The sequence below is a fragment of the Streptomyces sp. NPDC002125 genome (assembly GCF_053593715.1).
The window spans coordinates 131,844-152,679 of record NZ_JBSFDD010000006.1 but is presented as its reverse complement, the minus strand read 5'-3'; the positions used below and the strand labels follow the sequence as shown (position 1 = coordinate 152,679).

The 20,836-nt window shown below is 73.3% G+C and carries 17 protein-coding genes; 11 read left to right on the top strand and 6 right to left on the bottom strand.

Going from position 1 to position 20,836, the window contains the following annotated elements:
• The first annotated feature begins 116 nt into the window (after positions 1-116).
• Positions 117-1,604 (top strand): extracellular catalytic domain type 1 short-chain-length polyhydroxyalkanoate depolymerase, encoded by a 1,488-nt coding sequence (locus ACWCQM_RS13245; protein WP_450915396.1) that lies wholly within the window; start codon positions 117-119, stop codon positions 1,602-1,604.
• On the opposite strand, the gene ACWCQM_RS13240 is transcribed toward ACWCQM_RS13245, so the two are convergent.
• Positions 1,586-2,062 carry a hypothetical protein gene (locus ACWCQM_RS13240; RefSeq protein ID WP_450915395.1) on the bottom strand — a complete coding sequence of 159 codons (477 nt, stop codon included), beginning with the start codon at positions 2,060-2,062 and terminating at the stop codon, positions 1,586-1,588. The genes ACWCQM_RS13245 and ACWCQM_RS13240 overlap by 19 nt on opposite strands.
• 309 nt (positions 2,063-2,371) lie before the next feature.
• Between ACWCQM_RS13240 and ACWCQM_RS13235 the strand changes: the two genes are divergently transcribed.
• Genes ACWCQM_RS13235 through ACWCQM_RS13215 form a run of 5 tightly spaced genes read left to right on the top strand, consistent with a single transcriptional unit; the run spans position 2,372 to position 8,010 of the window.
• Complete coding sequence (locus ACWCQM_RS13235) at positions 2,372-3,631, top strand: prenyltransferase/squalene oxidase repeat-containing protein (RefSeq protein ID WP_450915394.1); 1,260 nt, start codon at positions 2,372-2,374, stop codon at positions 3,629-3,631.
• On the top strand, positions 3,628-4,323 hold the full coding sequence (locus ACWCQM_RS13230; protein WP_450915393.1) for an SCO2322 family protein: 696 nt from the start codon (positions 3,628-3,630) through the stop codon (positions 4,321-4,323). The genes ACWCQM_RS13235 and ACWCQM_RS13230 overlap by 4 nt, the downstream gene beginning before the upstream one ends.
• Complete coding sequence (locus ACWCQM_RS13225; protein WP_450915392.1) at positions 4,320-5,483, top strand: energy-coupling factor transporter transmembrane protein EcfT; 1,164 nt, start codon at positions 4,320-4,322, stop codon at positions 5,481-5,483. The genes ACWCQM_RS13230 and ACWCQM_RS13225 overlap by 4 nt, the downstream gene beginning before the upstream one ends.
• Complete coding sequence (locus ACWCQM_RS13220) at positions 5,480-7,195, top strand: ABC transporter ATP-binding protein (RefSeq protein ID WP_450915391.1); 1,716 nt, start codon at positions 5,480-5,482, stop codon at positions 7,193-7,195. The genes ACWCQM_RS13225 and ACWCQM_RS13220 overlap by 4 nt, the downstream gene beginning before the upstream one ends.
• Complete coding sequence (locus ACWCQM_RS13215; RefSeq protein ID WP_450915390.1) at positions 7,192-8,010, top strand: ECF transporter S component; 819 nt, start codon at positions 7,192-7,194, stop codon at positions 8,008-8,010. Before ACWCQM_RS13220 ends, ACWCQM_RS13215 begins: the two co-directional genes overlap by 4 nt.
• A 70-nt stretch (positions 8,011-8,080) precedes the next feature.
• Here ACWCQM_RS13215 and ACWCQM_RS13210 read toward each other — a convergent pair whose 3' ends face one another.
• The 3 genes from ACWCQM_RS13210 to aroQ form a co-directional block, all read right to left on the bottom strand.
• On the bottom strand, positions 8,081-9,874 hold the full coding sequence (locus ACWCQM_RS13210; protein WP_450915389.1) for a bifunctional sugar phosphate isomerase/epimerase/4-hydroxyphenylpyruvate dioxygenase family protein: 1,794 nt from the start codon (positions 9,872-9,874) through the stop codon (positions 8,081-8,083).
• Between the two features lie 139 nt (positions 9,875-10,013).
• The gene (locus ACWCQM_RS13205) at positions 10,014-10,877 is read right to left on the bottom strand and encodes a shikimate dehydrogenase (RefSeq protein WP_267075973.1); all 864 of its coding nucleotides are present in this window, start codon (positions 10,875-10,877) and stop codon (positions 10,014-10,016) included.
• Positions 10,874-11,344 (bottom strand): type II 3-dehydroquinate dehydratase, encoded by a 471-nt coding sequence (gene aroQ / locus ACWCQM_RS13200; RefSeq protein ID WP_267075972.1) that lies wholly within the window; start codon positions 11,342-11,344, stop codon positions 10,874-10,876. The genes ACWCQM_RS13205 and aroQ overlap by 4 nt, the downstream gene beginning before the upstream one ends.
• Before the next feature lie 177 nt (positions 11,345-11,521).
• Here aroQ and ACWCQM_RS13195 point away from each other — a divergent pair, with 177 nt between their 5' ends.
• Positions 11,522-12,184: a TetR family transcriptional regulator gene (locus ACWCQM_RS13195; protein WP_450915388.1), complete on the top strand. Its 663-nt coding sequence runs from the start codon at positions 11,522-11,524 to the stop codon at positions 12,182-12,184.
• 252 nt (positions 12,185-12,436) lie between these two features.
• Positions 12,437-13,792 (top strand): MFS transporter, encoded by a 1,356-nt coding sequence (locus ACWCQM_RS13190; RefSeq protein WP_450915387.1) that lies wholly within the window; start codon positions 12,437-12,439, stop codon positions 13,790-13,792.
• Between the two features lie 159 nt (positions 13,793-13,951).
• On the opposite strand, the gene ACWCQM_RS13185 is transcribed toward ACWCQM_RS13190, so the two are convergent.
• Positions 13,952-16,012: a bifunctional glycosyltransferase 87/phosphatase PAP2 family protein gene (locus ACWCQM_RS13185; RefSeq protein ID WP_450915386.1), complete on the bottom strand. Its 2,061-nt coding sequence runs from the start codon at positions 16,010-16,012 to the stop codon at positions 13,952-13,954.
• A 239-nt stretch (positions 16,013-16,251) separates the two neighbouring features.
• Here ACWCQM_RS13185 and ACWCQM_RS13180 point away from each other — a divergent pair, with 239 nt between their 5' ends.
• Complete coding sequence (locus ACWCQM_RS13180) at positions 16,252-16,728, top strand: GNAT family N-acetyltransferase (protein WP_450915385.1); 477 nt, start codon at positions 16,252-16,254, stop codon at positions 16,726-16,728.
• A gap of 15 nt (positions 16,729-16,743) precedes the next feature.
• Here the strand turns inward: ACWCQM_RS13180 and ACWCQM_RS13175 are convergent, their stop codons facing one another.
• Positions 16,744-18,795, bottom strand: coding sequence for a DHA2 family efflux MFS transporter permease subunit (locus tag ACWCQM_RS13175; protein WP_450915384.1), 2,052 nt, complete (start codon positions 18,793-18,795; stop codon positions 16,744-16,746).
• 133 nt (positions 18,796-18,928) lie between these two features.
• Here ACWCQM_RS13175 and ACWCQM_RS13170 point away from each other — a divergent pair, with 133 nt between their 5' ends.
• Together ACWCQM_RS13170 and ACWCQM_RS13165 are read left to right on the top strand one after the other, a co-directional pair.
• A complete protein-coding gene (locus ACWCQM_RS13170; RefSeq protein ID WP_450915383.1) occupies positions 18,929-19,930 on the top strand; it encodes a peptidoglycan-binding domain-containing protein in 1,002 nt (333 codons plus the stop codon).
• Positions 19,931-20,084: 154 nt separating this feature from the next.
• The gene (locus tag ACWCQM_RS13165; RefSeq protein ID WP_450915382.1) at positions 20,085-20,747 is read left to right on the top strand and encodes an HAD-IA family hydrolase; all 663 of its coding nucleotides are present in this window, start codon (positions 20,085-20,087) and stop codon (positions 20,745-20,747) included.
• The last annotated feature ends 89 nt before the right edge of the window (positions 20,748-20,836 follow it).

Sequence of the window (20,836 nt, the reverse complement as noted above, 5' to 3'; positions counted from 1 at the left end):
GCACACAGCGGTGCGCGGCGGGTGTCCGCCTGCCACATGGGCGGCCCGGCCCCCCGCCCATAGGTTCCGGCAGCATCCGTACGTCCGTCCCGCACGTCCGATGAGGAGGCCCCACCGTGCGCCCACCGATCCCGCGACGCCTGTTCCGGCGCGTCGCCTCCGCCGCCGTCTGTGTGCTCGCCCTGCTGACCGCCCACCCGGTCTCCGCCGTCGCCGCCCCCGCGGCCCCGGCGGCGGCCGGGCTCGTGCAGGTCACCGGCTTCGGCTCGAACCCCGGCAATCTCCAGATGTTCGCCTACACCCCCGACACCGTGGCGGCGGGTGCCCCGCTCGTCGTCGCGCTGCACGGCTGCACCCAGACGGCCAACGCGTACTACAGCAACTCGGGCTGGCCCAAGTACGCCGATCTGTGGGGCTTCGACGTCGTCTTCCCGCAGACCACGTCGGCGAACAACGCGCTGTCCTGCTTCGGCTGGTTCGACCGGAACGAGAGCACCCGGGGCCTGGGCGAGGCCGCGTCGATCGTACAGATGGTCGAATACGCGAAGCAGACGTACGGCTCCGACGGCCGCCGGGTGTACGTCACCGGGCTCTCCGCGGGCGGCGGGATGACCGCCGATCTGCTGGCCGCCTATCCGGACGTCTTCGCGGGCGGGTCCGTGGCCTCCGGGCTGCCCGCCCAGTGCGCCACCAGCCAGGCCGCCGCGTCGGGCTGCCAGACGGGGCCGCAGAAGCTGACGCCCGCGCAGTGGGGCGACAAGGTCCGTGCCTCCCACCCGGGCTGGACCGGCCCATGGCCCCGGGTCGCGATCTGGCAGGGGACGTCGGACTACACGGTCTACCCGGCCAACGCGACGGCGCTGCGCGACCAGTGGACCGACGTCTGGGGCATCGGCCAGACCCCGTCCAGCACCGAGAGCCTGCCGGGCAGCACCACCAGGAGCGTCTACGACGACGCGTCGGGGCGGCCCGCCGTGGAGACGTTCTCGGTGGCGGGCATGGGGCACGGCCTGCCGGTGGGTCCCGGCTCGGGCGCCGACCAGTGCGGTTCGGCGGGCGCGTACTTCCTGAACACCCTCTGCTCGACGTACCACACGGGTGTGTTCTGGGGACTGGACCAGGGCGCTCCGGGCGGCGGGGACGGGCTGCCCGCGCCCTCGGGCCTGACGGTCACCGGGGTCACGGACAGCACCGTGTCGCTGTCGTGGAGCGCGGTCACGGGCGCCGCCTCGTACGCGGTGTACCGGAACGGCGCGAAGGTGGCCACGCCGGCGTCGGCGTCCTTCACCGAAACCGGGCTGACCGCCGGCACCGCCTACCGCTACACGGTGGCGGCCGTCGGCTCCACAGGCACCGTGGGTGCGGCGTCGGCCGCCGTGACCGCGACGACGTCGGGCGGTGCGGCCCCCGCGAAGTGCTTCACGGCGACGAACTACGCGCATGTCACGGCCGGCCGGGCGCACACCACGGGCGGCCATGCCTACGCGAACGGCTCGGAGCAGGACATGGGGCTGTACAACGTCTTCGTCACCCACACGCTCCGGGAGTCACCGGCCGGCCACTTCGTGATCGCCGACTCCGGCTGTCAGGCCGGGTCCTCGTAACCGCCCCTGATGTCCTCGGGCAGCTCGCAGCCGTCCTCGACGGCGGTGAGGGACACGAGCTGCTCGGGGCCCGCGGTCTCGGTCGTGTAGTGGCGGGCGTAGAGCTTCCAGCCCCGCTTGGCGAGGGTGCGGTAGGTGACGTCCTGCTCGGCGTGGCTGGAGACGATCTCCCAGTCCTGCTGCCGCAGCTTGCGCACCGCCGTGTCGAAGGCGTCGGCGGCACCCGCCGCCGGCGCCTCGCCCCACCAGGGCGCGACACAGGTGTGCCAAGCGCCCTTCGGCAGTCCGTCCGTGGAGGTGTCCCCGTCCGGGAGCCCTCCGTTGCGGGCGACGGCCTCTATCTCTCCGGCCACCGTGTCCCTGGTGAACGGCACGATGGGCTCCCGGGACGCCGCCGGCGTGCTCTCGCTCTCGTCCATGAGGCCGCAGCCCGCCGTCATCGTCATCAAACCGGCCACGACGGCGGCCGTACCTCTTCTGCTCCCGCGCACTGGATGCTTCCCACCCCGGTCGTTCCTCCCCCACGGGCACGCGCCCGTGTGGCCCCCGGGGCGGAGTCTCGCATGGGCTCTGACCTGCTGGGAAGGCCCTTCGCACAGCCGGGGGCGGCACTCCGCCCGGAGGGGTTCCCGGGCACCCCGGTAGAGTGAGCTGGTCTTCATCACGCCCGTACAGGGGGAAGCCGGTGCGAATCCGGCGCCGACCCTTCCCCGCGTGCTCGGCTCCGCTCGGGCAGCGGAAACCCCATTCGAGAGGCCCGGCCCGCCATGTCCGTACGCCGCCGCGCGGCAGCGCTCGCGATCACCGCCGTGCTCTGTGGAGCGGCCGCCCCGGTGGCGGCCGCCGCGCCGAGTCCGTCACCGTCCCCGTCCACGCCGGACCTTCCGGACGGGCTGTACGGCACCAAGGACCCGACGTACGACGGGGTGTGGCGCCAGTCGCTGGCCTTCCTCGCCCAGCGGGTCGAGCTGGTCACGCCCGCCACGAAGGCGGTCGACTGGCTCGTGGGCCAGCAGTGCGCGAGCGGAGCCTTCCCCTCCTACCGCGACGCGTCCGTGCCCTGCGACGCGAAGACGGTGGCCGACACCAACGCCACGGCGGCGGCGGTGCAGGCGCTGGTGGAACTGGCCGTGCACCGGGAGACCGTGGACAACGGGGTCAGCTGGCTGAAGTCCGTGCAGAACCCCGACGGCGGCTGGGGCTACAACCCGGGCAGCCCGAGCGACGCCAACTCCACCGCGGTGGTGACCGGCGCGCTGGCCCGGGCGGGTGTGCCGCTGGCCGATGTCACGACGGAGGACGACAAGACCCCGTACACCGCGCTCCAGAGCTTCGCGCTCCCCTGCGGGGGCGCGGACGGCGGGGCGTTCGCCTACCAGCCGGACAAGGACGGCAAGCTCGCCGCCAACGCGGACGCCACGGCCGCCGCCGTGATCGGCGCGATGGGCAAGGGCATGGCCGCGGGCAACTCCAACGCGGTGAAGGCCCCGGCCTGCCACACGGGCACCGGCCTCACCGTCGAGCAGACCGCGCAGAACGGCGCCTCCTACCTGGCGAAGACGCTCGCGGCGAAGGGCCACCTGGACCTGCCGCCGATGCCGGGCGCCGAGGAGTCCGACCCGCAGCCGGACTTCGGGAACACGGCGGACGCCGTCGTGGCGCTCGCCGCCTCCGGCCACAAGGACAAGGCGGCCGGAGCGGTCGCGTATCTGGAGAAGCACGCGCAGGGCTGGGCGAAGGAGGGCGGCCCCGCCGCCACCGCCCAGCTGGTGCTGGCCGCCCACGCGACCGGCACCGACGCCCGTGACTTCGGCGGCACCGACCTGGTCGCGCAGCTCAACGCGACGGGCCCCGCGCCCGCCGCCACCGCCGTGCCCTCGCCGACCTCGACGGCACCGGGGAAGCCCGCGGACACGAGCAGCGACGACGGGGGGCTCGGCCTCTGGTGGATCATCGGCATCGGGCTCGCCTTCGGCGCGGGCATCGGCTTCCTGCTCAGCGGACGCCGTAAGAACCAGCAGCTGTGAGGCGCCCGCTGGGCACGGCGGCGCTGCTGCTCCTCGCCGGCGCCGTCCTGGCCGTGCTCGGCGCGGGCAGCGCGCAGGCGGCGGGTTACCGCTACTGGTCGTTCTGGGATGGCGACGGCGGCAAGGGCTGGACGTATGCCACCCAGGGGCCGTCCGTGGTCCGGCCCGACGACGGCGCGGTGCAGGGCTTCCGCTTCTCGGTGAGCGAGGACTCCCAGGACTCGGCGCAGCCGCGCCGCGCCCCGGACTTCGGGGCGGTCTGCGCGGACACCCCCGCGAAGGACGGCCGTAAGAGGATCGCCCTGGTCATCGACCCGGGCACGGCGGCGGACGCACCGGACGGCGAGAAGCCGCCCGCGCTGCGCACCGCCTGCGCCCAGGTGGCCCCGGACGCGAGCACGGCCGAGGCACTGGCCTCGGTGGCGAAGCCCCTGCGGTACGACGGTTCCGCGATGCTCTGCGCGATCACGGGCTACCCGCGGTCGGGGTGCGGCGAGCAGACGGACGGCTCGTCGGGCGCCGCCTCCTCCTCGTCCGAGGACGCGGCCGACGCCTCCGCTGCCGCCGACGAGGACGCGGCCGACGCGGGCCGGAGCGACGGTGGCGGCCCCTCGGCCGGTGTGCTCACCGGCGTGGGCGCGGTCCTCGTCCTGGGCGCCGCCGCAGTGTTCCGGGCCCGCCGACGCCGATGACCCGCTCCACCGGCCCGGCCCGGCCCAGCCATGCCCTGCGCGCCCCCGTGGCGACCCGCTCCAACGCGGTGCCGGCCGGGGCCTGGTGGCTGTGGGCCCTCGGGCTGGCGACCGCCGCGTCCCGGACCACCAACCCGCTGCTGCTCGGGCTGCTGGTCGGAGTGGCGGGCTATGTGGTCGCGGCGCGCCGCACGGACGCGCCGTGGGCCCGTTCGTACGGGGCGTTCGTCAAGCTGGGGCTGTTCGTCGTCGCGGTGCGCGTGGTGTTCTCCGTCCTCCTCGGCTCGTCCGTCCCCGGCACGCACACCCTGTTCGCCCTGCCCGAGGTGCCGTTGCCCGACTGGGCCCAGGGGGTCAGGATCGGCGGCCGGGTCACGGGCGAGCAGCTGGTCTTCGCCCTGTACGACGGCGCGAAGCTGGCCACCCTGCTGATCTGCGTCGGCGCGGCGAACTCGCTGGCCAACCCGGCCCGGCTGCTGAAGTCGCTGCCCGGCGCGCTGTACGAGGTCGGGGTGGCCGTGGTCGTCGCGATGACGTTCGCGCCGAACATGGTCGCCGACGTGGCGCGGCTGCGGACGGCCCGCCGGTTGCGCGGCCGGCCGGCCGGCGGGATCGGGGCGGTGCTCCAGATCGGGCTGCCGGTGCTGGAGGGTGCCCTGGAGCGCTCGGTGGCGGTGGCGGCGTCGATGGACGCCCGGGGGTACGGGCGCACCGCGCAGGTCCCGCCCGCCGTCCGCCGCACCACACATCTTCTGACGCTCGGCGGGCTGCTCGGCGTGTGCGCGGGGACCTACGGGCTGCTGGCCGCGCAGGGCGCCGCGCACGGGCTGCCGCTGCTGCTGGCCGGGCTCGCCGCGGCGCTGGCCGGGCTCCGGCTCGGCGGGCGCCGCTCGGTGCGCACCCGCTACCGGCCGGACCGCTGGGGCGTACGCGCCTGGGTCGTCGCGGCCTCGGGCCCGGCCGTCGCGGCGGCGATGATCTGGGCGGGTGCCGCCGCCCCGGACGCCCTGCGCCCCGGTGTCGTCCCGCTCGTCGCCCCCGTACTGCCGCTGTGGCCGGCCGCCGCCGTGCTGATCGGACTGCTGCCCGCCGTGTTGGCGCCCCTGCCTGGCGTGGTGACCCCGCCCGCCTCCCCCTCGGACTCCAAGGAGCTCACATGATCCGGTTCGAGAACGTCTCGGTGCGCTACGAGGGTGCCGAGCGCCCCACCCTGTCCGGGGTGGACCTCACGATCCCCGAGGGCGAGCTGGTGCTGGCCGTCGGCCCCTCCGGTGTCGGCAAGTCGACCCTGCTGGGTGCGGTGTCCGGTCTCGTGCCGCACTTCACGGGCGGGACGCTGTCCGGTCGGGTCACCGTCGGTGGCCGTGACACCCGGACCCACAAGCCGCGTGAACTCGCCGACCTGGTCGGCACGGTGGGCCAGGACCCGCTTGCCCACTTCGTGACGGACACCGTCGAGGACGAGCTGGCCTACGGCATGGAGTCGCTGGGCCTCGCCCCGGACGTGATGCGGCGCCGCGTCGAGGAGACGCTGGACCTGCTGGGCCTGGCCGAGCTGCGCGACCGGCCGATCGCCACGCTCTCCGGCGGCCAGCGGCAGCGGGTCGCGATCGGCTCGGTCCTCACCCCGCATCCGAAGGTCCTGGTTCTCGACGAGCCGACGTCCGCCCTGGACCCGGCGGCGGCCGAGGACGTGCTCGCGGTGCTCCAGCGGCTGGTGCACGACCTGGGCACCACCGTGCTGATGGCCGAGCACCGGCTGGAGCGGGTCGTGCAGTACGCCGACCAGGTCCTCCTGCTGCCGGCGCCCGGCGCCGCCCCGGTGATGGGCGCGCCCGCCGACATCATGGCGCTCTCGCCCGTACGTCCGCCGGTGGTCGCCCTGGGACGGCTGGTCGGCTGGGACCCGCTGCCGCTGTCGGTGCGTGACGCCCGGCGCCGCGCCGTGGACCTGCGGGCGCGGCTGGCCGATGTGGAGCCGCCCGCGCGCCGGGCCCCGGCGGACACCGTGGTGGCCCCGCTCCCCGCGCCGGCCGGCCCGCGCCCCGGGTTCCTCGGGCGGCTGCTCAACCGCCGTCGCGACACGGCACCCGCCGAGCCCCCGCTCCTCGGCCCGGCCGCCCAGGTCGAGGGGCTGGGGGTGCGGCACGGGCGGGTCCAGGCACTGCGCGGGGTGACCCTGTCCGTCGCGCCGGGCGAGACGGTGGCCCTGATGGGCCGCAACGGCGCGGGGAAGTCGACCCTGCTGACGACGCTCGTCGGGATGACCGCGCCGGCCGCAGGATCGGTCCTCGTCGGCGGTCTGGTGCCCTCCCGTACGCCGCCGCATGACATGGTGCGCCGGGTCGGGCTCGTCCCGCAGGAGCCACGCGATCTGCTGTACGCCGACACGGTCGCCGCCGAGTGCGCGGCGGCGGACTCCGACGCGGGCGCACCCGCGGGCAGTTGCCGGGCGCTGGTCACCGAGTTGCTGCCCGGGGTGCCGGACGATGCCCATCCCCGTGACCTCTCGGAGGGCCAGCGCCTCGCCCTGGCTCTCGCCCTGGTGCTGACCGCCCGGCCCCCGCTGCTGCTCCTGGACGAGCCGACGCGTGGCCTGGACTACGCGGCCAAGGCGCGGCTCGTCGGCGTACTGCGGCGGCTGGCTGCGGGCGGCCACGCCATCGTCCTGGCCACGCACGATGTGGAGCTGGCCGCGGAGCTGGCCGACCGGGTGGTGATCCTGGCGGACGGCGAGGCCGTCGCCGACGGTCCGACCCGGCAGGTCGTGGTGTCCTCGCCCGCCTTCGCCCCGCAGACCGCGAAGATCCTGGCGCCCCGGGAGTGGCTGACGGTGTCGCAGGTACGCACCGCGCTGGAGGCCCTCGCATGACGGCCCGGCTCCCGCGCCCCGTACGCCTCGGCCCGCACGCCGTCGCCGCGCTGGTCCTGGTCAGCGCGGTGGGGCTGGTCGGCTTCGGCTGGCCGCTGCTGGCGGGCGCGGACTCCGGTCTCGCCCACGCCGAGGACGCGCCGTGGCTGTTCGCCGCGCTGCTGGTGCTGCTGGTCGGGGTGGTCCTGGCGACGATCGCGGACTCCGGTCTGGACGCGAAGGCCGTGGCGATGCTGGGCGTCCTGGCGGCGGTCGGGGCCGCGCTGCGCCCGCTGGGCGCGGGGACGGCGGGCCTGGAGCCGATGTTCTTCCTGATGGTCCTGAGCGGCCGGGTCCTGGGACCCGGCTTCGGCTTCGTGCTCGGCTCGGTCACGATGTTCGCCTCGGCCCTGCTGACGGGCGGGGTCGGGCCGTGGATGCCGTTCCAGATGCTGTCGATGGGCTGGTTCACCATGGGCGCCGGTCTGCTGCCGGGCCCCGAGCGGCTGCGCGGCCGGGGCGAGCTGCTGATGCTCGGGGCGTACGGCTTCGCGGCGGCCTTCGCGTACGGCACGGTAATGAACCTCTACGGGTGGACCATCGTGCCGGGGATGGCCTCCGGGATCTCCTTCGTCGCCGGCGATCCGCTGCACGAGAACCTGGTCCGCTTCCTCGCGTACTGCGTGACCACCTCGCTCGGCTGGGACCTCGGCCGTGCCGTCCTCACCGTGGCCCTGACCCTCTCCATCGGCCCCACCCTGCTGCGGGCGCTGCGCCGGGCCACCCGCCGCGCCGCGTTCGACGCGCGGGCGGCCTTCGAGGTCCCGAAGGTGTGAGGGCCGGACCGCACCGGCCGTCCGTGGGGTGGCGGGGGCTTCCGGCGGCCCGGCGATCGGTGCGGACTGATCACTCGGCCAGCGCGTGCTGGGCGGCGAGCCTGACGGCCGCGTTCCGGGCCCCGTATCCGTCGTACCCTCCGACGCGCTCGACGAGTTCGAAGAAGAGGCGGCCGGTCGTCACGGTGTAGCAGTGCCTGAACTCCCCCTTCTCGTCGCGGTCGTAGAGGATGCCGAGCTCGCGGTAGGTCTCCAGCTCGCCCGGCGCGAAGGTGTAGTGCGCGGCCAGGTCGTCGTAGTAGTTGGCGGGGACCGGCAGCAGTCGGGCCCCGGCCTCGCGGGCGCGGCGGACCGTGGTGACGAGGTCCTCGGTGAGGAGCGCCACGTGCTGGGGGCGTCCCCCGCGCGCCGGGGGGTCGCTGGGGGAAGCCCCCACGCCGAGCGCGATGCGCACGGTGCCCTCCTCGTTGCTGGCGGCACGGCTGCGGAGCAGGCCGTACGGGTCGGCCAGGTCGACGCTGGCGTGCGGGCGCAGCCCGAGGACGCCGCGGTGGAAGAGCGTCGCCTCGTCGAAGTGGTGCCAGGGCTGGGTCAGCGCGACATGGTCGACGCGGGTGATCCCGATGGGGCCGGGGGTGTGCGGCGCGGGCGCGAAGTCCCCTGTCCAGCCGGCCCGCCCCGAGCGGTCGGTGGCGCAGAAGAAGAACTCGGTGCCGTCGGGCGCGGCCACCGCGTCCAGCGGCGCGTCCTCGGGTGCGCGGCGCCTGGGCAGGACGGGGGCGAGCAGTGACTCGGCCCGCGCGGAGGCGCCCGCGGGGTCCGGGCTCTCCAGGCCCACGGCGGTGAGCGAGGGGTCGGCGCGGTGGCTGCCCGTGTCGGTGTTGACCAGGACGCGGGCCTCGCCCTGTTCCCAGAGGTCCACCGGCTTGCCGGAGTGCCTGGCCGTACGGGAGAAGCCGAGCGCGGTCAGCAGCGGGGTGATCCTGGCGGTGTCGGCGGTGGCGATCTCGACGAAGGCGAAGCCGGTGGGGACCACGGGCGCCGGGGGCGCGCTCAGCCCCGCCGCCTCCTGGAGCAGCGTGAGCGAGCGCCGGGCGTCCACCGCGGTGCGGCCGGCGTCCGCCTGGCGGAAGACGTCGTTGAACACCTCCAGGGAGAGGGGGCCGTCGTATCCGGCGCGTACGGCGGCCCGGACCAGTCCGGCGACGTCGAGGTCACCCTGTCCCGGGAAGCAGCGGTGATGGCGGCTCCACTGGAGGACGTCCAGGGCCATCTGCGGGGCGTCGGCGAGCTGGAGGAAGAAGATCTTCTCGCCGGGGATGTCCTCGATCCCCGCGATGTCGGAATCCCGGGCCAGGATGTGGAAGCTGTCCAGGCAGATCCCGAGCGCGGGGTGGTCCGCGGCCTCCACGATGCGCCAGGCGTGTTCGTACGTGCTGACATGGCAGCCCCACGCGAGCGCCTCGTACGCGACACGGATGCCGTGCTCCTGCGCGAGGTCCGCGAGCCGGCGCAGCTGCTCGGCCGCGAGGGCGTCGTCGTCGACGGCGTACGGGGACACGCTGGAGCAGACCAGGACGGTGTCGGCGCCGAGCCGTCGCATCAGCCGGAACTTGTGCTCGGCGCGCCGCAGATTGCGGGCGAACTCGTCGGCGGGGACGGCCTCGATGTCGCGCATCGGCTGGAACAGGTCGATCGTCAGACCGAGATCGCCGGCCCGCTCCCTGATCTCCTCCGGGGAGAGCGGGCTGCCGATCAGGTCGTTCTCGAAGATCTCGACGCCGTCGAAGCCCGCCCGCGCCGCGGCGGTGAGCTTCTCGGTGAGCGTTCCGCTGAGCGAGACGGTGGCGATGGACGTACGCATGTCGGTCCTCCTGCGGGGCTGGGCTTCGGGCGCGGACGCTCCGGGGTGCTGGCGCTCCGGGGTGCTGGCGCTCCGGGGTGCTGGCACCTTCGGAGCGCGGGGGCTTCGGGCGCGGACGCTCCGGGGCGCGGGCGCTTCGTCAGCGCGCCGACGTGAGGTCGGCGATGTCGGCGAGCATGCGCGCGGTGTCGGGTTCGCGGCCGGTGAAGAGCCGGAAGGCGTCCGCGGCCTGGTAGGCGGCCATGCCCGCGCCGTCGAGGGTGGGGCAGCCGAGGGCGCGGGCGGTGCGCACGAGCGTGGTCTCCAGCGGCCGGTAGACGATCTCGGCGACCCAGAGCCCCGGGTGCAGCAGGTCTGCGGGGAGCGGGAGTCCGGGGTGGGCGGCCATGCCGATGGGCGTGGCGTTGACCAGGCCGTCGGCCGTGGTGGTGTGGGCCGCGATGTCCAGGAGGTCCGCGGCGGCGGCCCGTCCCGGCCCGAAGTGGTGGTTCAGGGAGTCCGCGAGGGCGGCGGCCCGCTCGGGCTGGGCGTCGAGCACGGTGAGCCTCCCCGCGCCGAGGGCGAGGAGGGCGTGGGCGACGGCGGCTCCGGCCCCGCCCGCGCCGAGCTGCACGACCCGGTCGAGCGGCGCGTCGGGCAGACCACGGGCGAAGGAGGCGGCGAAGCCGGTGGTGTCGGTGTTGTGGCCGATCGCCCGGTCCCCGTCGAAGACGACGGTGTTGACCGCGCCGAGCGCCTCGGCCTGCGGTGAGAGACCGTCGAGGTGGGCGAGCACCTGCTGCTTGCAGGGGTGGGTGACGTTGAGCCCGTCGTACCCCATGTCCCGGGCGGAGCGGACGATGTCACCGGTCCGCTCGGGCGCGATGCCGAGCCTGCCGATGTCGATGAGGCGGTAGAGGTAGCGCAGGCCCTGCCGGTCCGCCTCTCGTTCGTGGAGCGCGGGGCTGAGCGAGGGGCCGATGCCGGTGCCGATGAGGCCGACGAGATACGAGTCGCTGCTCAACGGTTCTCCTCCAGGAGGCGGGCGAGATGGGTGAGGGCCATGGCGTATCCATGGGCACCCGCCCCGCAGATGACGGTGTCGGCGACGCCCGAGACATGGCTGTGGTGCCGGAACTCCTCCCGCCGGTGGATGTTCGAGAGGTGCACCTCCACGACAGGCAGCTCCACCGCGGCGAGCGCGTCCCGCAGGGCGACCGATGTGTGGCTGTAGCCGGCGGGGTTGATCACGATGCCCCGGTGCGCGGTACGGGCCTCGTGGACGGCGTCGATGAGCACCCCCTCGTGGTTGCTCTGACGGCAGTCGGCCAGCAGCCCGTGGGCAGCCGCGGTGCTCCGGCACAGCTCGTCGACGTCGGCCAGGGTGTCCTTGCCGTACACGGCGGGCTCGCGCAGCCCGAGCAGATTGAGGTTGGGTCCGTTGAGCACGAGGACGGGGACGCCTGGTGGTGGGGCGGCGGGGTTCGGCATCGGTCACTTCCCAAGGGTGCGCGGCCGGGGGCCCGGCCGTGCGCCGACTCTAATGTACGGACTGGTTAGTTAGTCATACCGAAAGACGGCCGCGCAGGGAAGACCCCGGACCGAATCGGCCGCCGCGTGGGCCGCTCTACAATCGCGAGCACGCACCGACTCCCGCGAAGGATCCGGATGACCAGCACCGAAGGACCCGCACGGCCGGCCGTGCGCACCCGCGACGCGGCGCGCACCAAGGACGAGATCCTCACCGTGGCGACGCGGGAGTTCGCCCGCATCGGCTACGCGGGCGCCCGGGTCGACGAGATCGCCGCCCTCACCCGCACCACGAAGCGGATGATCTATTACTACTTCGGCGGCAAGGAGCAGCTTTTCACCGCGGTCCTGGAGCGTGCGTACACCAGGATCCGGGAGGCCGAACAGCTGCTGGACGTCGAGCACCTGGACCCCGTGGCCGCGGTCCGCCGGCTGGCCGAGGTGACCTTCGACCATCACGAGGAGCACCCGGACTTCATCCGCCTGGTGAGCATCGAGAACATACACGAGGCCGAACACATCGCGGCCTCGGCCGAGTTGAGCCGCATAAGCTCACCGGCGATCGAGGTGCTGCGGCGCATCCTGGACACGGGGCGCGAGTCGGGGCTGTTCACGGCGGACGTCGACGCCGTGGACCTGCACGCGATGATCAGCTCCTTCTGCTTCTTCCGCATCGCGAACAGACACACTTTCGGCGCGCTCTTCGGCCGCGACCTGGTGGACGGCGGCCGGCGCGAGCACTACCGGACCATGCTGGGCGACATGATCATCGCGTACCTCACCGCCGACCGGGCCGCCTGAGGGCGGCCCGTACCCCCTGGTGGATCGGCGCGCGACGTCCGTCCGGAAGCACGACGTGCGCATCCACGGCCTTATTCGGGGAGATAGGCCGACAATCCACGCGAACCGGGGGCTTCGGTCCTGCGCGAACTCTTGACAGGGACGACAACTGCTCGCAACATCCGTAGCCATCCGCAACTAACTAACTGGTGCGTTAATTAGCCGGGTCCGCTCGCCCCTCCCCCCGACGGACGTCCCCCGAAGGAGCCCGACGTGACCGCTCACGACCCTGCCGCCGGTCCCCCGCCGCAGGCCCAGCCCCGCAAAGCCGCGCTCGCCGCCTGGATCGGCAGTGCGCTGGAGTACTACGACTTCTTCATCTACGGCAGCGCGGCGGCGCTGATCTTCCCCAAGGTCTTCTTCGACGAGTCCGATCCGGCGAACGCGACCCTGCTGTCGCTGGCCACCTTCGGTGTCGCGTACGCGGCACGTCCGGTCGGCGCGCTCTTCCTCGGCCATGTCGGGGACCGGCTCGGCCGCAAGAAGATCATGGTCTTCACGCTGATGCTGATGGGCGTCTCGACGTTCCTCATCGGCTGTCTGCCCACCCGGGAACAGATCGGCGGAGCGGCGCCCGTGCTGCTCGTCCTCCTGCGCATCCTCCAGGGCATATCCGCGGCCGGTGAGCAGGCGAGCGCCAACTCGATGAGTCTGGAACACGCGCCACAGCACAGGCGCGGCTACTTCACCAGCTTCACGATCAACGGCACACAGGCGGGCCAGCTCATCGCGACCCTGGCCTTCATCCCCGTCGCCGCCCTGCCCGAGGAGCAGTTGCTGTCCTGGGGCTGGCGCATCCCGTTCTGGCTGAGCGTCGCCGTCGCGGTCACCGGGTGGGTCATCCGCCGCACGCTGGAGGAGACCCCGGTCTTCACCAAGCAGGCGGAGACCGAGGGTGTGGCGAAGATGCCGCTGGCCGTGCTGCTGCGCGACCACTGGGCCGATGTGCTGCGGGTCGTCGCGGCCGCCGTGATCGCCACCGTCAGCACGATCTTCACCGTCTGGGCCCTGTCGTACGCCACCAGCGACGCCGTGGGGCTGAGCCGGAGCGGCATGCTGTGGGTCGGCGCGCTGGCCAATGTGGTCGCCCTGTTCACCATCCCGCTGTGGGCACGGCTCTCCGACCGCATCGGACGCCGCCCGGTCTTCCTGATCGGGGCCGCCGGCAGCGCCGTGGTGATGCCGCTGTACCTGTGGGCGATCTCCACCGGCAGCTACCCGCTGGTGCTGATCACCGGCGTGCTGGTCTTCGGTGTGGTCTACAGCGCGGCGAACGGCATCTGGCCCGCCTTCTACGCCGAGATGTTCCCCACCCGGGTCAGGCTCTCGGGCATGGCGATCGGCACCCAGACCGGCTTCGCCATCGCCGGTTTCGCCGTGGCCTTCGCCTCGCAGATCGCCGGTCCCGACGGGGACAACTGGGCCGGTGTCGCGATCTTCGCCGCCGCGCTCTGCCTGCCGCCGGTCATCGCGGCCCTCACCGCTCGCGAGACGGCGCACGTGGAAACGGAGCGGCTCGGGGAGCGGAGCGGCAGGAAGACGGAGGCCGAGGTGCCGGTCGGCGCCTGAGCCGACGGTGTCCCCGGACGCGTGCTGAGCCGTTCGAGTGGCGGACCGCCCGTCACGGGCGGATGCTGGGGGACGCGGCGATCCGGGCCGAAGGGGTGCCGGAACGGTTCTCACGAACCGTTCCGGCACCCCTTCGGGCACGCACGGGCCACAGAGGCTCTACGCCTTGCTCCCGGCGGGTTCGGCGACCGGCTCCCCCGAAACGTCCTTCGTGTCCTCCGTGTGAGCCTCCGGCGGGTCCTGCCGCCGCTCGCCCGTCCCGGTGGCCCGGAGCCTCCTCGGCCCGGCCAGGAGATACGTGAGCCCGAAGCCGGCGGCCACGACCGCCCCGCCGCCGACCGCGTCCAGCACCCAGTGGTTGCCGGTGGCGACGATGGCGGAGACCGTGAACAGCGGGTGCAGCAGGCCCAGGGCCTTCATCCACGGCTTCGGGGCGAGCAGCACGATCACCACACCGCACCACAGCGACCAGCCGAAGTGCAGCGAGGGCATCGCGGCGTACTGGTTGGTCATCGCGGTCAGCGCCCCGAAGTCCGGGCTGTCGAGGTCCTGCGTCCCGTGGACGGTGTCGATGAAGCCGAGGCCCGGCATCAGACGCGGCGGTGCCAGCGGGTAGAGCCAGAAGCCGAGCAGGGCCAGGACCGTGGCGAAGCCGATCGAGGTGCGGGCCCAGCGGTAGTCCGGGGGCCTGCGCACGTACAGCACACCGAGGATCGCGAGCGGGATGATGAAGTGGAACGTCGAGTAGTAGTAGTCGAAGAAGTCCCGCAGCCAGGGGATGCCGACGACGGTGTGGTTGGCCCAGTGCTCGATGTCGATGCCCAGCCACTGCTCGGCGGAGTGGATCTGCCGGCCGTGCTCCTCGGCGGAGGCACGCCCGGCGGTCGCCGCCAGGCGGACCTGGGCGTACGCGGAGTAGACGACCCTGATGAGCAGGAGCTCCAGCAGCAGGTTGGGGCGGCTCAGCACCCGCTTCCAGAACGGCAGCAGGGGCACCCATGAGAAGCGGGACGGGACCGGGCGGGCGTAGTCGGTGGCGACCGGCCGCTGCCAGTGGGGCGAGGTGCGGGACAGGAACGGCGCCACGCAGGCCGCCCCGAGCGCCGCGACGAGGAGCACGTTGTCGCGTACGGGCACGACCACCCCGACGTTCGGGAGCAGCATCTTCCCCGGCAGGGTGAGGACGAGCACCACGACCGCGGGCCAGACCAGCCGGTCGGAGGCCTTGGTTCCCACCCGGCCGACGACGGCGAGCAGCACCCAGAGCAGCTGGTGCTGCCAGGCGGTGGGCGAGACGGCGACGGCCACGCAGCCCGTGACGGCGACGGCCAGGAGCAGCTGCCCGTCCCGGGCGTAACGGACCGCGCGGCGCAGGCCGAGGAAGGTCACGAGTGCGGCCAGGGCGAGGAACAGGGCGATCTCCAGCGGCCCCTGGAGCCCGAACCGCAGCAGCGCGCCGTGCAGGGACTGGTTGGCCAGGCTGTCCGGACGGTCTCCGAGGCCGGCTCCCGCGAGGTGGTGCACCCAGTACGCCCAGGAGTCACGCGGCATGACGGCCCAGGCCAGTGCCGTGCACAGGGCGAACGTCGCCCCCGAGGCCGCGGCGGCCCTGCGTCTGCCGGTGAGCCAGAACAGGACGGCGAAGAGCAGCACGGCGGGCTGGAGGGCGGCGGCGATCCCGGTCAGCACTCCGGGTAGGCGCTCACCGCGCGCCGCGAAGAAGGCGAGGAGCACCAGCAGGACCGGCAGGATGCTGGTCTGGCCCAGGAACAGGGTGTTGCGGACGGGCAGCGACACCATCAGCAGGGTGATCGCGAAGGGTGCCGCCAGGAACGCGGTCCGCCGGCTCACGGGCTGGGGCAGGGCGCGGACGGCGACGAACCCCAGCGCCACGACCAGCAGCAGGGTACCGAAGGTCCACACGACGCCGAGGGCCTGTTCCGCCGAGGTCGTGAGTGGCTTCAGCACCAGCCCGGCGAACGGCGTGCCGGTGAACCGGCCGGGTTCGTACAGGGAGCCCGCCAGGCGCAGCACCCCGGTCGCACCGGTCCAGGTCTCCAGGTCCGTGAGGTGCTCACCGTCCGGCCGGCGCAGCACCACCGCCATCTGCCGCACCGCGAGGACGGCGACGAGCAGCCAGAGGACGGCCCTCGCCACCGCTGCCCTCGCCCCCGGATCCGACGCCACGTTCCCCCGCACACTGCGCTCCGCATCTGCCACGCTGCGCCGACCCTCCCGTTTCACGCACTGTCCCCTCAGCCCGGGTTTGTGCGGATGTAGCCTCGCATTGCCCTATGAGGTAGACACAATCAACCCCTACTTCGCCTGACTGTCACCACTCATTTGCAGAAAGAATGACCGAATACCGACCGCCACCGGAGCCGGATCAGCCCTGGTGACCGCGCGCTCCCGGCCGGAAAGGATTCGTCAGACGATCACACCGCGCACAGAATGACCCCATGATCTGGACCGTGACCCCCGAACACTTCGCGACCCCCGACGCCACCCTGCTGCGCCGGGACTACTACGACGAGGTGGCGAGCCGCTACTGGGGCCGCCCGGCGACCACGGCCGAGATCGACGAAGGCCTGAGCGACGACGGGGCGGACCGCCTCATCCCGCCCACCGGGCAGTTCCTGGTGGGACGGTACGCCGGCGAGCCGGCGAGCTGCGTGGGCATGCTGCTGGTCGGCGGGGCGACCGCGGAGCTGACGCGGGTGTTCGTACGCCCCGGCTTCCGCGGCACGGGCGGCGGCGGCATGCTGCTCGCGGGGATGGAGGAGTCGGCGCGGGCGTACGGGGTGCGCCGGATACGGCTCGACACCCGCGACGACCTGGTCGAGGCGCGCGGGCTGTACGCCAAGCACGGATACCGGGCGGTCCCCGCGTTCAGCCGGGGGCCGTACGCGGAGCACTGGCTGGCGAAGGAGCTGTGAGTCCCGGCCCCGCCGTCAGCCCACCGAGTGGTCGCGGCGCGGGTCGGGCATGCGCGGGCGCTCCTTGCTCGATCCGTTCACCTCGGCCGTCAGCTCCGCCACGAGGCGGACCAGGTCGGTGGGCCGGTCGGGCCCCCACCAGTCGCCCAGCAGCTCGGCCAGTGACTCCTCGCGGGCCCCCGACAGCTTGACCACGGCCTCCGCGCCCCGCTCGGTGAGCACGAGCTGCATGCCTTCGCGCCTGGCCAGACCGAGTTCCTCCACCTGCCGGGCGGCCGAGGTGATCACCCGCAGCGGCACCGGGGCGACCTCGGCGAGCCGTCCGGGCTCGACGGTGCCGTGCCGTTTGATGCGCAGCAGCAGCCAGCTGGCGGCGGGCAGCAGGTCGTAGCCCGCCTTGGCGGTGATCTTCTCGTAGATCTCGCGGCGCCCCTCCCGGGTGGCGAGGACCGAGAGGGCGCGGGCGCACTCGTCGTACGAGGACCGCTGGACCGGGTTGGAGGCGAGCGTCTCGCTGGTGTCGGGGGCGGTCACCGAGCCGCGCAGGGGCTCCTCCTTGAGGAACCAGGCGAAGACGAAGGCGACGAGGACGACGGGGGCCGCGTAGAGGAAGACATCGGTGATCGAGGTCGAGTAGGCATCGAGGACCGAGGGGCGCAGATCCGCCGGGAGCTCGCCGATGGCCCGGGGGTCGGCCGCCAGGGCGTCGGCGTCGACGCCGGGCGGGAGCGAGCGGCCGCTGAGCGCGTCCTCCAGTTTGCCGCTCAGCCTGTTGGTGAAGATGGTGCCGAAGACGGCCACACCGAACGAGGCTCCGATGGACCTGAAGAAGGTAGCGCCCGAGGTGGCGACGCCGAGGTCCTCGTATCCGACGGAGTTCTGCACGATCAGCACGAGTACCTGCATCACGAGGCCGAGCCCGGCGCCGAAGACGAAGAAGCAGAGGCTCATCGTCCAGGTGGAGCTGTTCTCCGAGAGCGTGTGGAGCAGCAGCAGACCGACGACGGTGACTGCGGTGCCGGCGATCGGGAAGACCTTCCAGCGGCCCGTACGGCTGACGAGCTGGCCGGAGCCGGTCGAGGTGATCAGCATGCCGAGGACCATCGGCAGCATGTGCACACCGGACATCGTCGGGGAGATGCCGTGCACGACCTGGAGGAAGGTCGGCAGATAGGTCATCGCGCCGAACATCGCGAAGCCGATGACGAAGCTGATCACGGCGACGAGGCTGAAGGTCCTCATCCGGAACAGCTTCAGCGGCAGCACGGGTTCGGCCGCCCGGCGCTCGGCCGCGACGAACGCCACGAGCAGCACCACGGCGAGGACCGCGAGGGCGATGATCTGTACGGAGCTCCAGGCCCAGGTGGTGCCGCCGAGGGAGGCGACGAGGACCAGGCAGGTGGCGACCGAGGCGATGAGGAAGGTGCCGAGGTAGTCGATGGTGTGCTTGGTGCGGCGGACCGGGATGTGCAGGGCCGCGGCGATGACGAGCAGCGCGACGACGCCGATGGGCAGGTTGATGTAGAAGACCCAGCGCCAGCTGAGGTGCTCGGTGAAGAAGCCGCCGAGCAGCGGCCCCAGGACGCTGGTGACGCCGAAGACGGCACCGAACAGGCCCTGGTACTTGCCTCGTTCGCGCGGGGTGACGATGTCGCCGACGATCGCCATGGAGAGCACCATCAGCCCGCCGCCGCCGAGCCCCTGGAGGGCGCGGAAGCCGATCAGCTGCGGCATGTTCTGGGCCATCCCGCAGAGCGCGGAGCCGATGAGGAAGATGACGATGGCCGTCTGGAAGAGCTTCTTGCGGCCGTACTGGTCGCCGAGCTTGCCCCAGAGCGGGGTGGCCGCGGTCGCCGCGAGCATGTAGGCGGTGACCACCCAGGACAGATGGTCCAGGCCGCCCAGCTCGCTGACGATCGTGGGAAGGGCGGTGGAGACGATGGTCTGATCGAGTGCGGCGAGCAGCATGCCGAGCAGCAGGGCACCGATGGACACCAGGACACTCCGCCTGGACCGCCCCTCACCCGACTCAAGGGGCGGGGGGCTCAACTGCTGGGCCATGAGCATCTCCTCGGGTCCGCTTCACCCCCATCCTGGCCGCTGTGTGCCGTTATGGCCTGCCGAGCAGCGGAAAGGCCGGTTGGGCTTCCCCGTGGCGGCCTGCATAATCGCAGCAGTTCAAAGGGGAGGGGAACCCACGATGACCGGACATATGTGCCCGGAGTGCGGCGGCGAGCAGAGCGCGAGACCCGGGGCGGGGTGCGCCTGCGGAGCCGGCACGTCTGCCGCGCCGGGCGGATCGTCCGGCCGGGGCCAGGAGGCCTGGAAGGCGGGCCGGGACGCGCGCTCGGCCGAGATGGCGGCGGCCGAGGACTTCGACCCGCTGCGCATCCGGCCGTACGTGACGCTGGGCGGCGAGGACACCCAGGACCGGGACGCCCCCGCCGCGGCCACGACGATGCCCTTGTTCATCGGCGGCGCCCCGGGCCCCGTACCGGGTGACCTGCCGGGGCCGCTGCCCGACGCCGTCGCCCCGGACGAGGCTCACCGGCGTACGGCAGCGGCCTATGCGGGCGGTGGCCCCGACCCGGTGCAGCCGCGCCGCCGCCGGCCCTTCACGGTCGCCGCGGTGGGCGCCGCCGTCGTCGCGGTGGTGGGCACGGCCGCCTTCGCCGGGGGCCTGTTCGACGGCGCCGAGCGGCGGGACGCGGTCCTGCCCGAGATCACGAAGACGAGCGTGCCGGATGCGACGGACGGCCCGGCCGCGTCCGTGTCGGAGTCCCCCTCCGCATCCGCGTCGGCCACCCCGTCCCCGTCGGCGTCCGCGTCGGCATCGGCGTCGCCCACCCCGTCACGGAGCCCGTCGGCGTCCCGTACGGCCACACCTTCCGCATCGCCGACGCCCACGGTGTCCGCGACGCAGGCACCCACCACGGCCCCGGCGACACCGCCCGCGCTCGCCGCCGGTCCCACACTGAGGCGCGGCGACGAGGGCGCCGAGGTCGCCGAGCTCCAGCGCCGGCTTCAGGAGATCTGGGTCTACCGGGGCCCGGAGGACGGCGAGTACGGGGACCGGGTGGAGGACGCCGTCGCCGAGTTCCAGCGATGGATCTCGGCACGGGACGACCCCTCGGGTGTGTACGGACCGGAGACCCGCCGCGCCCTGGAGGAGCGGACGACCGGCTCGGGGCGGCGCTCCTGAGAGCCCGCCCGGCACCGGATTGGCGTTTCGGCGCCGCTTTTTGTACCGTGAGGGAACAAAGTAGCCTCCGCCCGTTCTCCCTGACCGGCGGGCGGGGCTGCTTGTCTTCTTCACCGCAGCCGTGAGCTGTCCCCCCGCGCTCTGGAGCACACCCATGCCGGCCACCGTCCTCGAAGCCCGCGCCCTCCTGCTGGACATGGACGGCACCCTCGTCAATTCCGACGCGGTGGTCGAGCGCTGCTGGCGCCGCTGGGCGATCGCGCAGGGCCTGGACCCCGTGGCGGCGCTCAAGGTGGTCCACGGCCGCCAGGGTTACGCCACGATGGCCGCCCTGCTGCCGGACCGCCCCATGGAGCAGAACTACGCGGAGAACCGCGTCATGCTCGCCGAGGAGACCGCGGACACCGAGGGTGTGGTCCCCATCGGCGGCGCCCCCGCCTTCATGGCCGCGATCGCGGACCTCCCGCACGCGCTGGTGACCTCGGCCGACGAGGCGCTCGCCCAGGCCCGCATGGGGGCCGCCGCGCTGCCCATGCCCGGCACCCGGGTGACCGCCGAGATGGTCGGCGCGAGCAAGCCGGACCCCGAGGGCTTCCTCAAGGGCGCGGCCGAGCTGGGCTTCGACCCGGCGGACTGCATCGTGTTCGAGGACTCCGAGGCGGGCATCGCGGCGGGCCGGGCGGCCGGCATGCGCGTCGTCGGCGTCGGCCCGCGCGCCGCGGCGCTCTCCCCCGACGCCCACGTCGAGGATCTGACGCAGCTCCGCGTGGAGGCGGTCGCGGACGGCTCGATCCGCCTGCGCGTCGACGCCCGCTGAGCCGCTTCCTCCCGACACCGGCGATCACCGCCCTCATCGGGGCGACCCCGCCGGAGTTCCGGCCACCGCCCTCATCGGGGCGGCCGTGC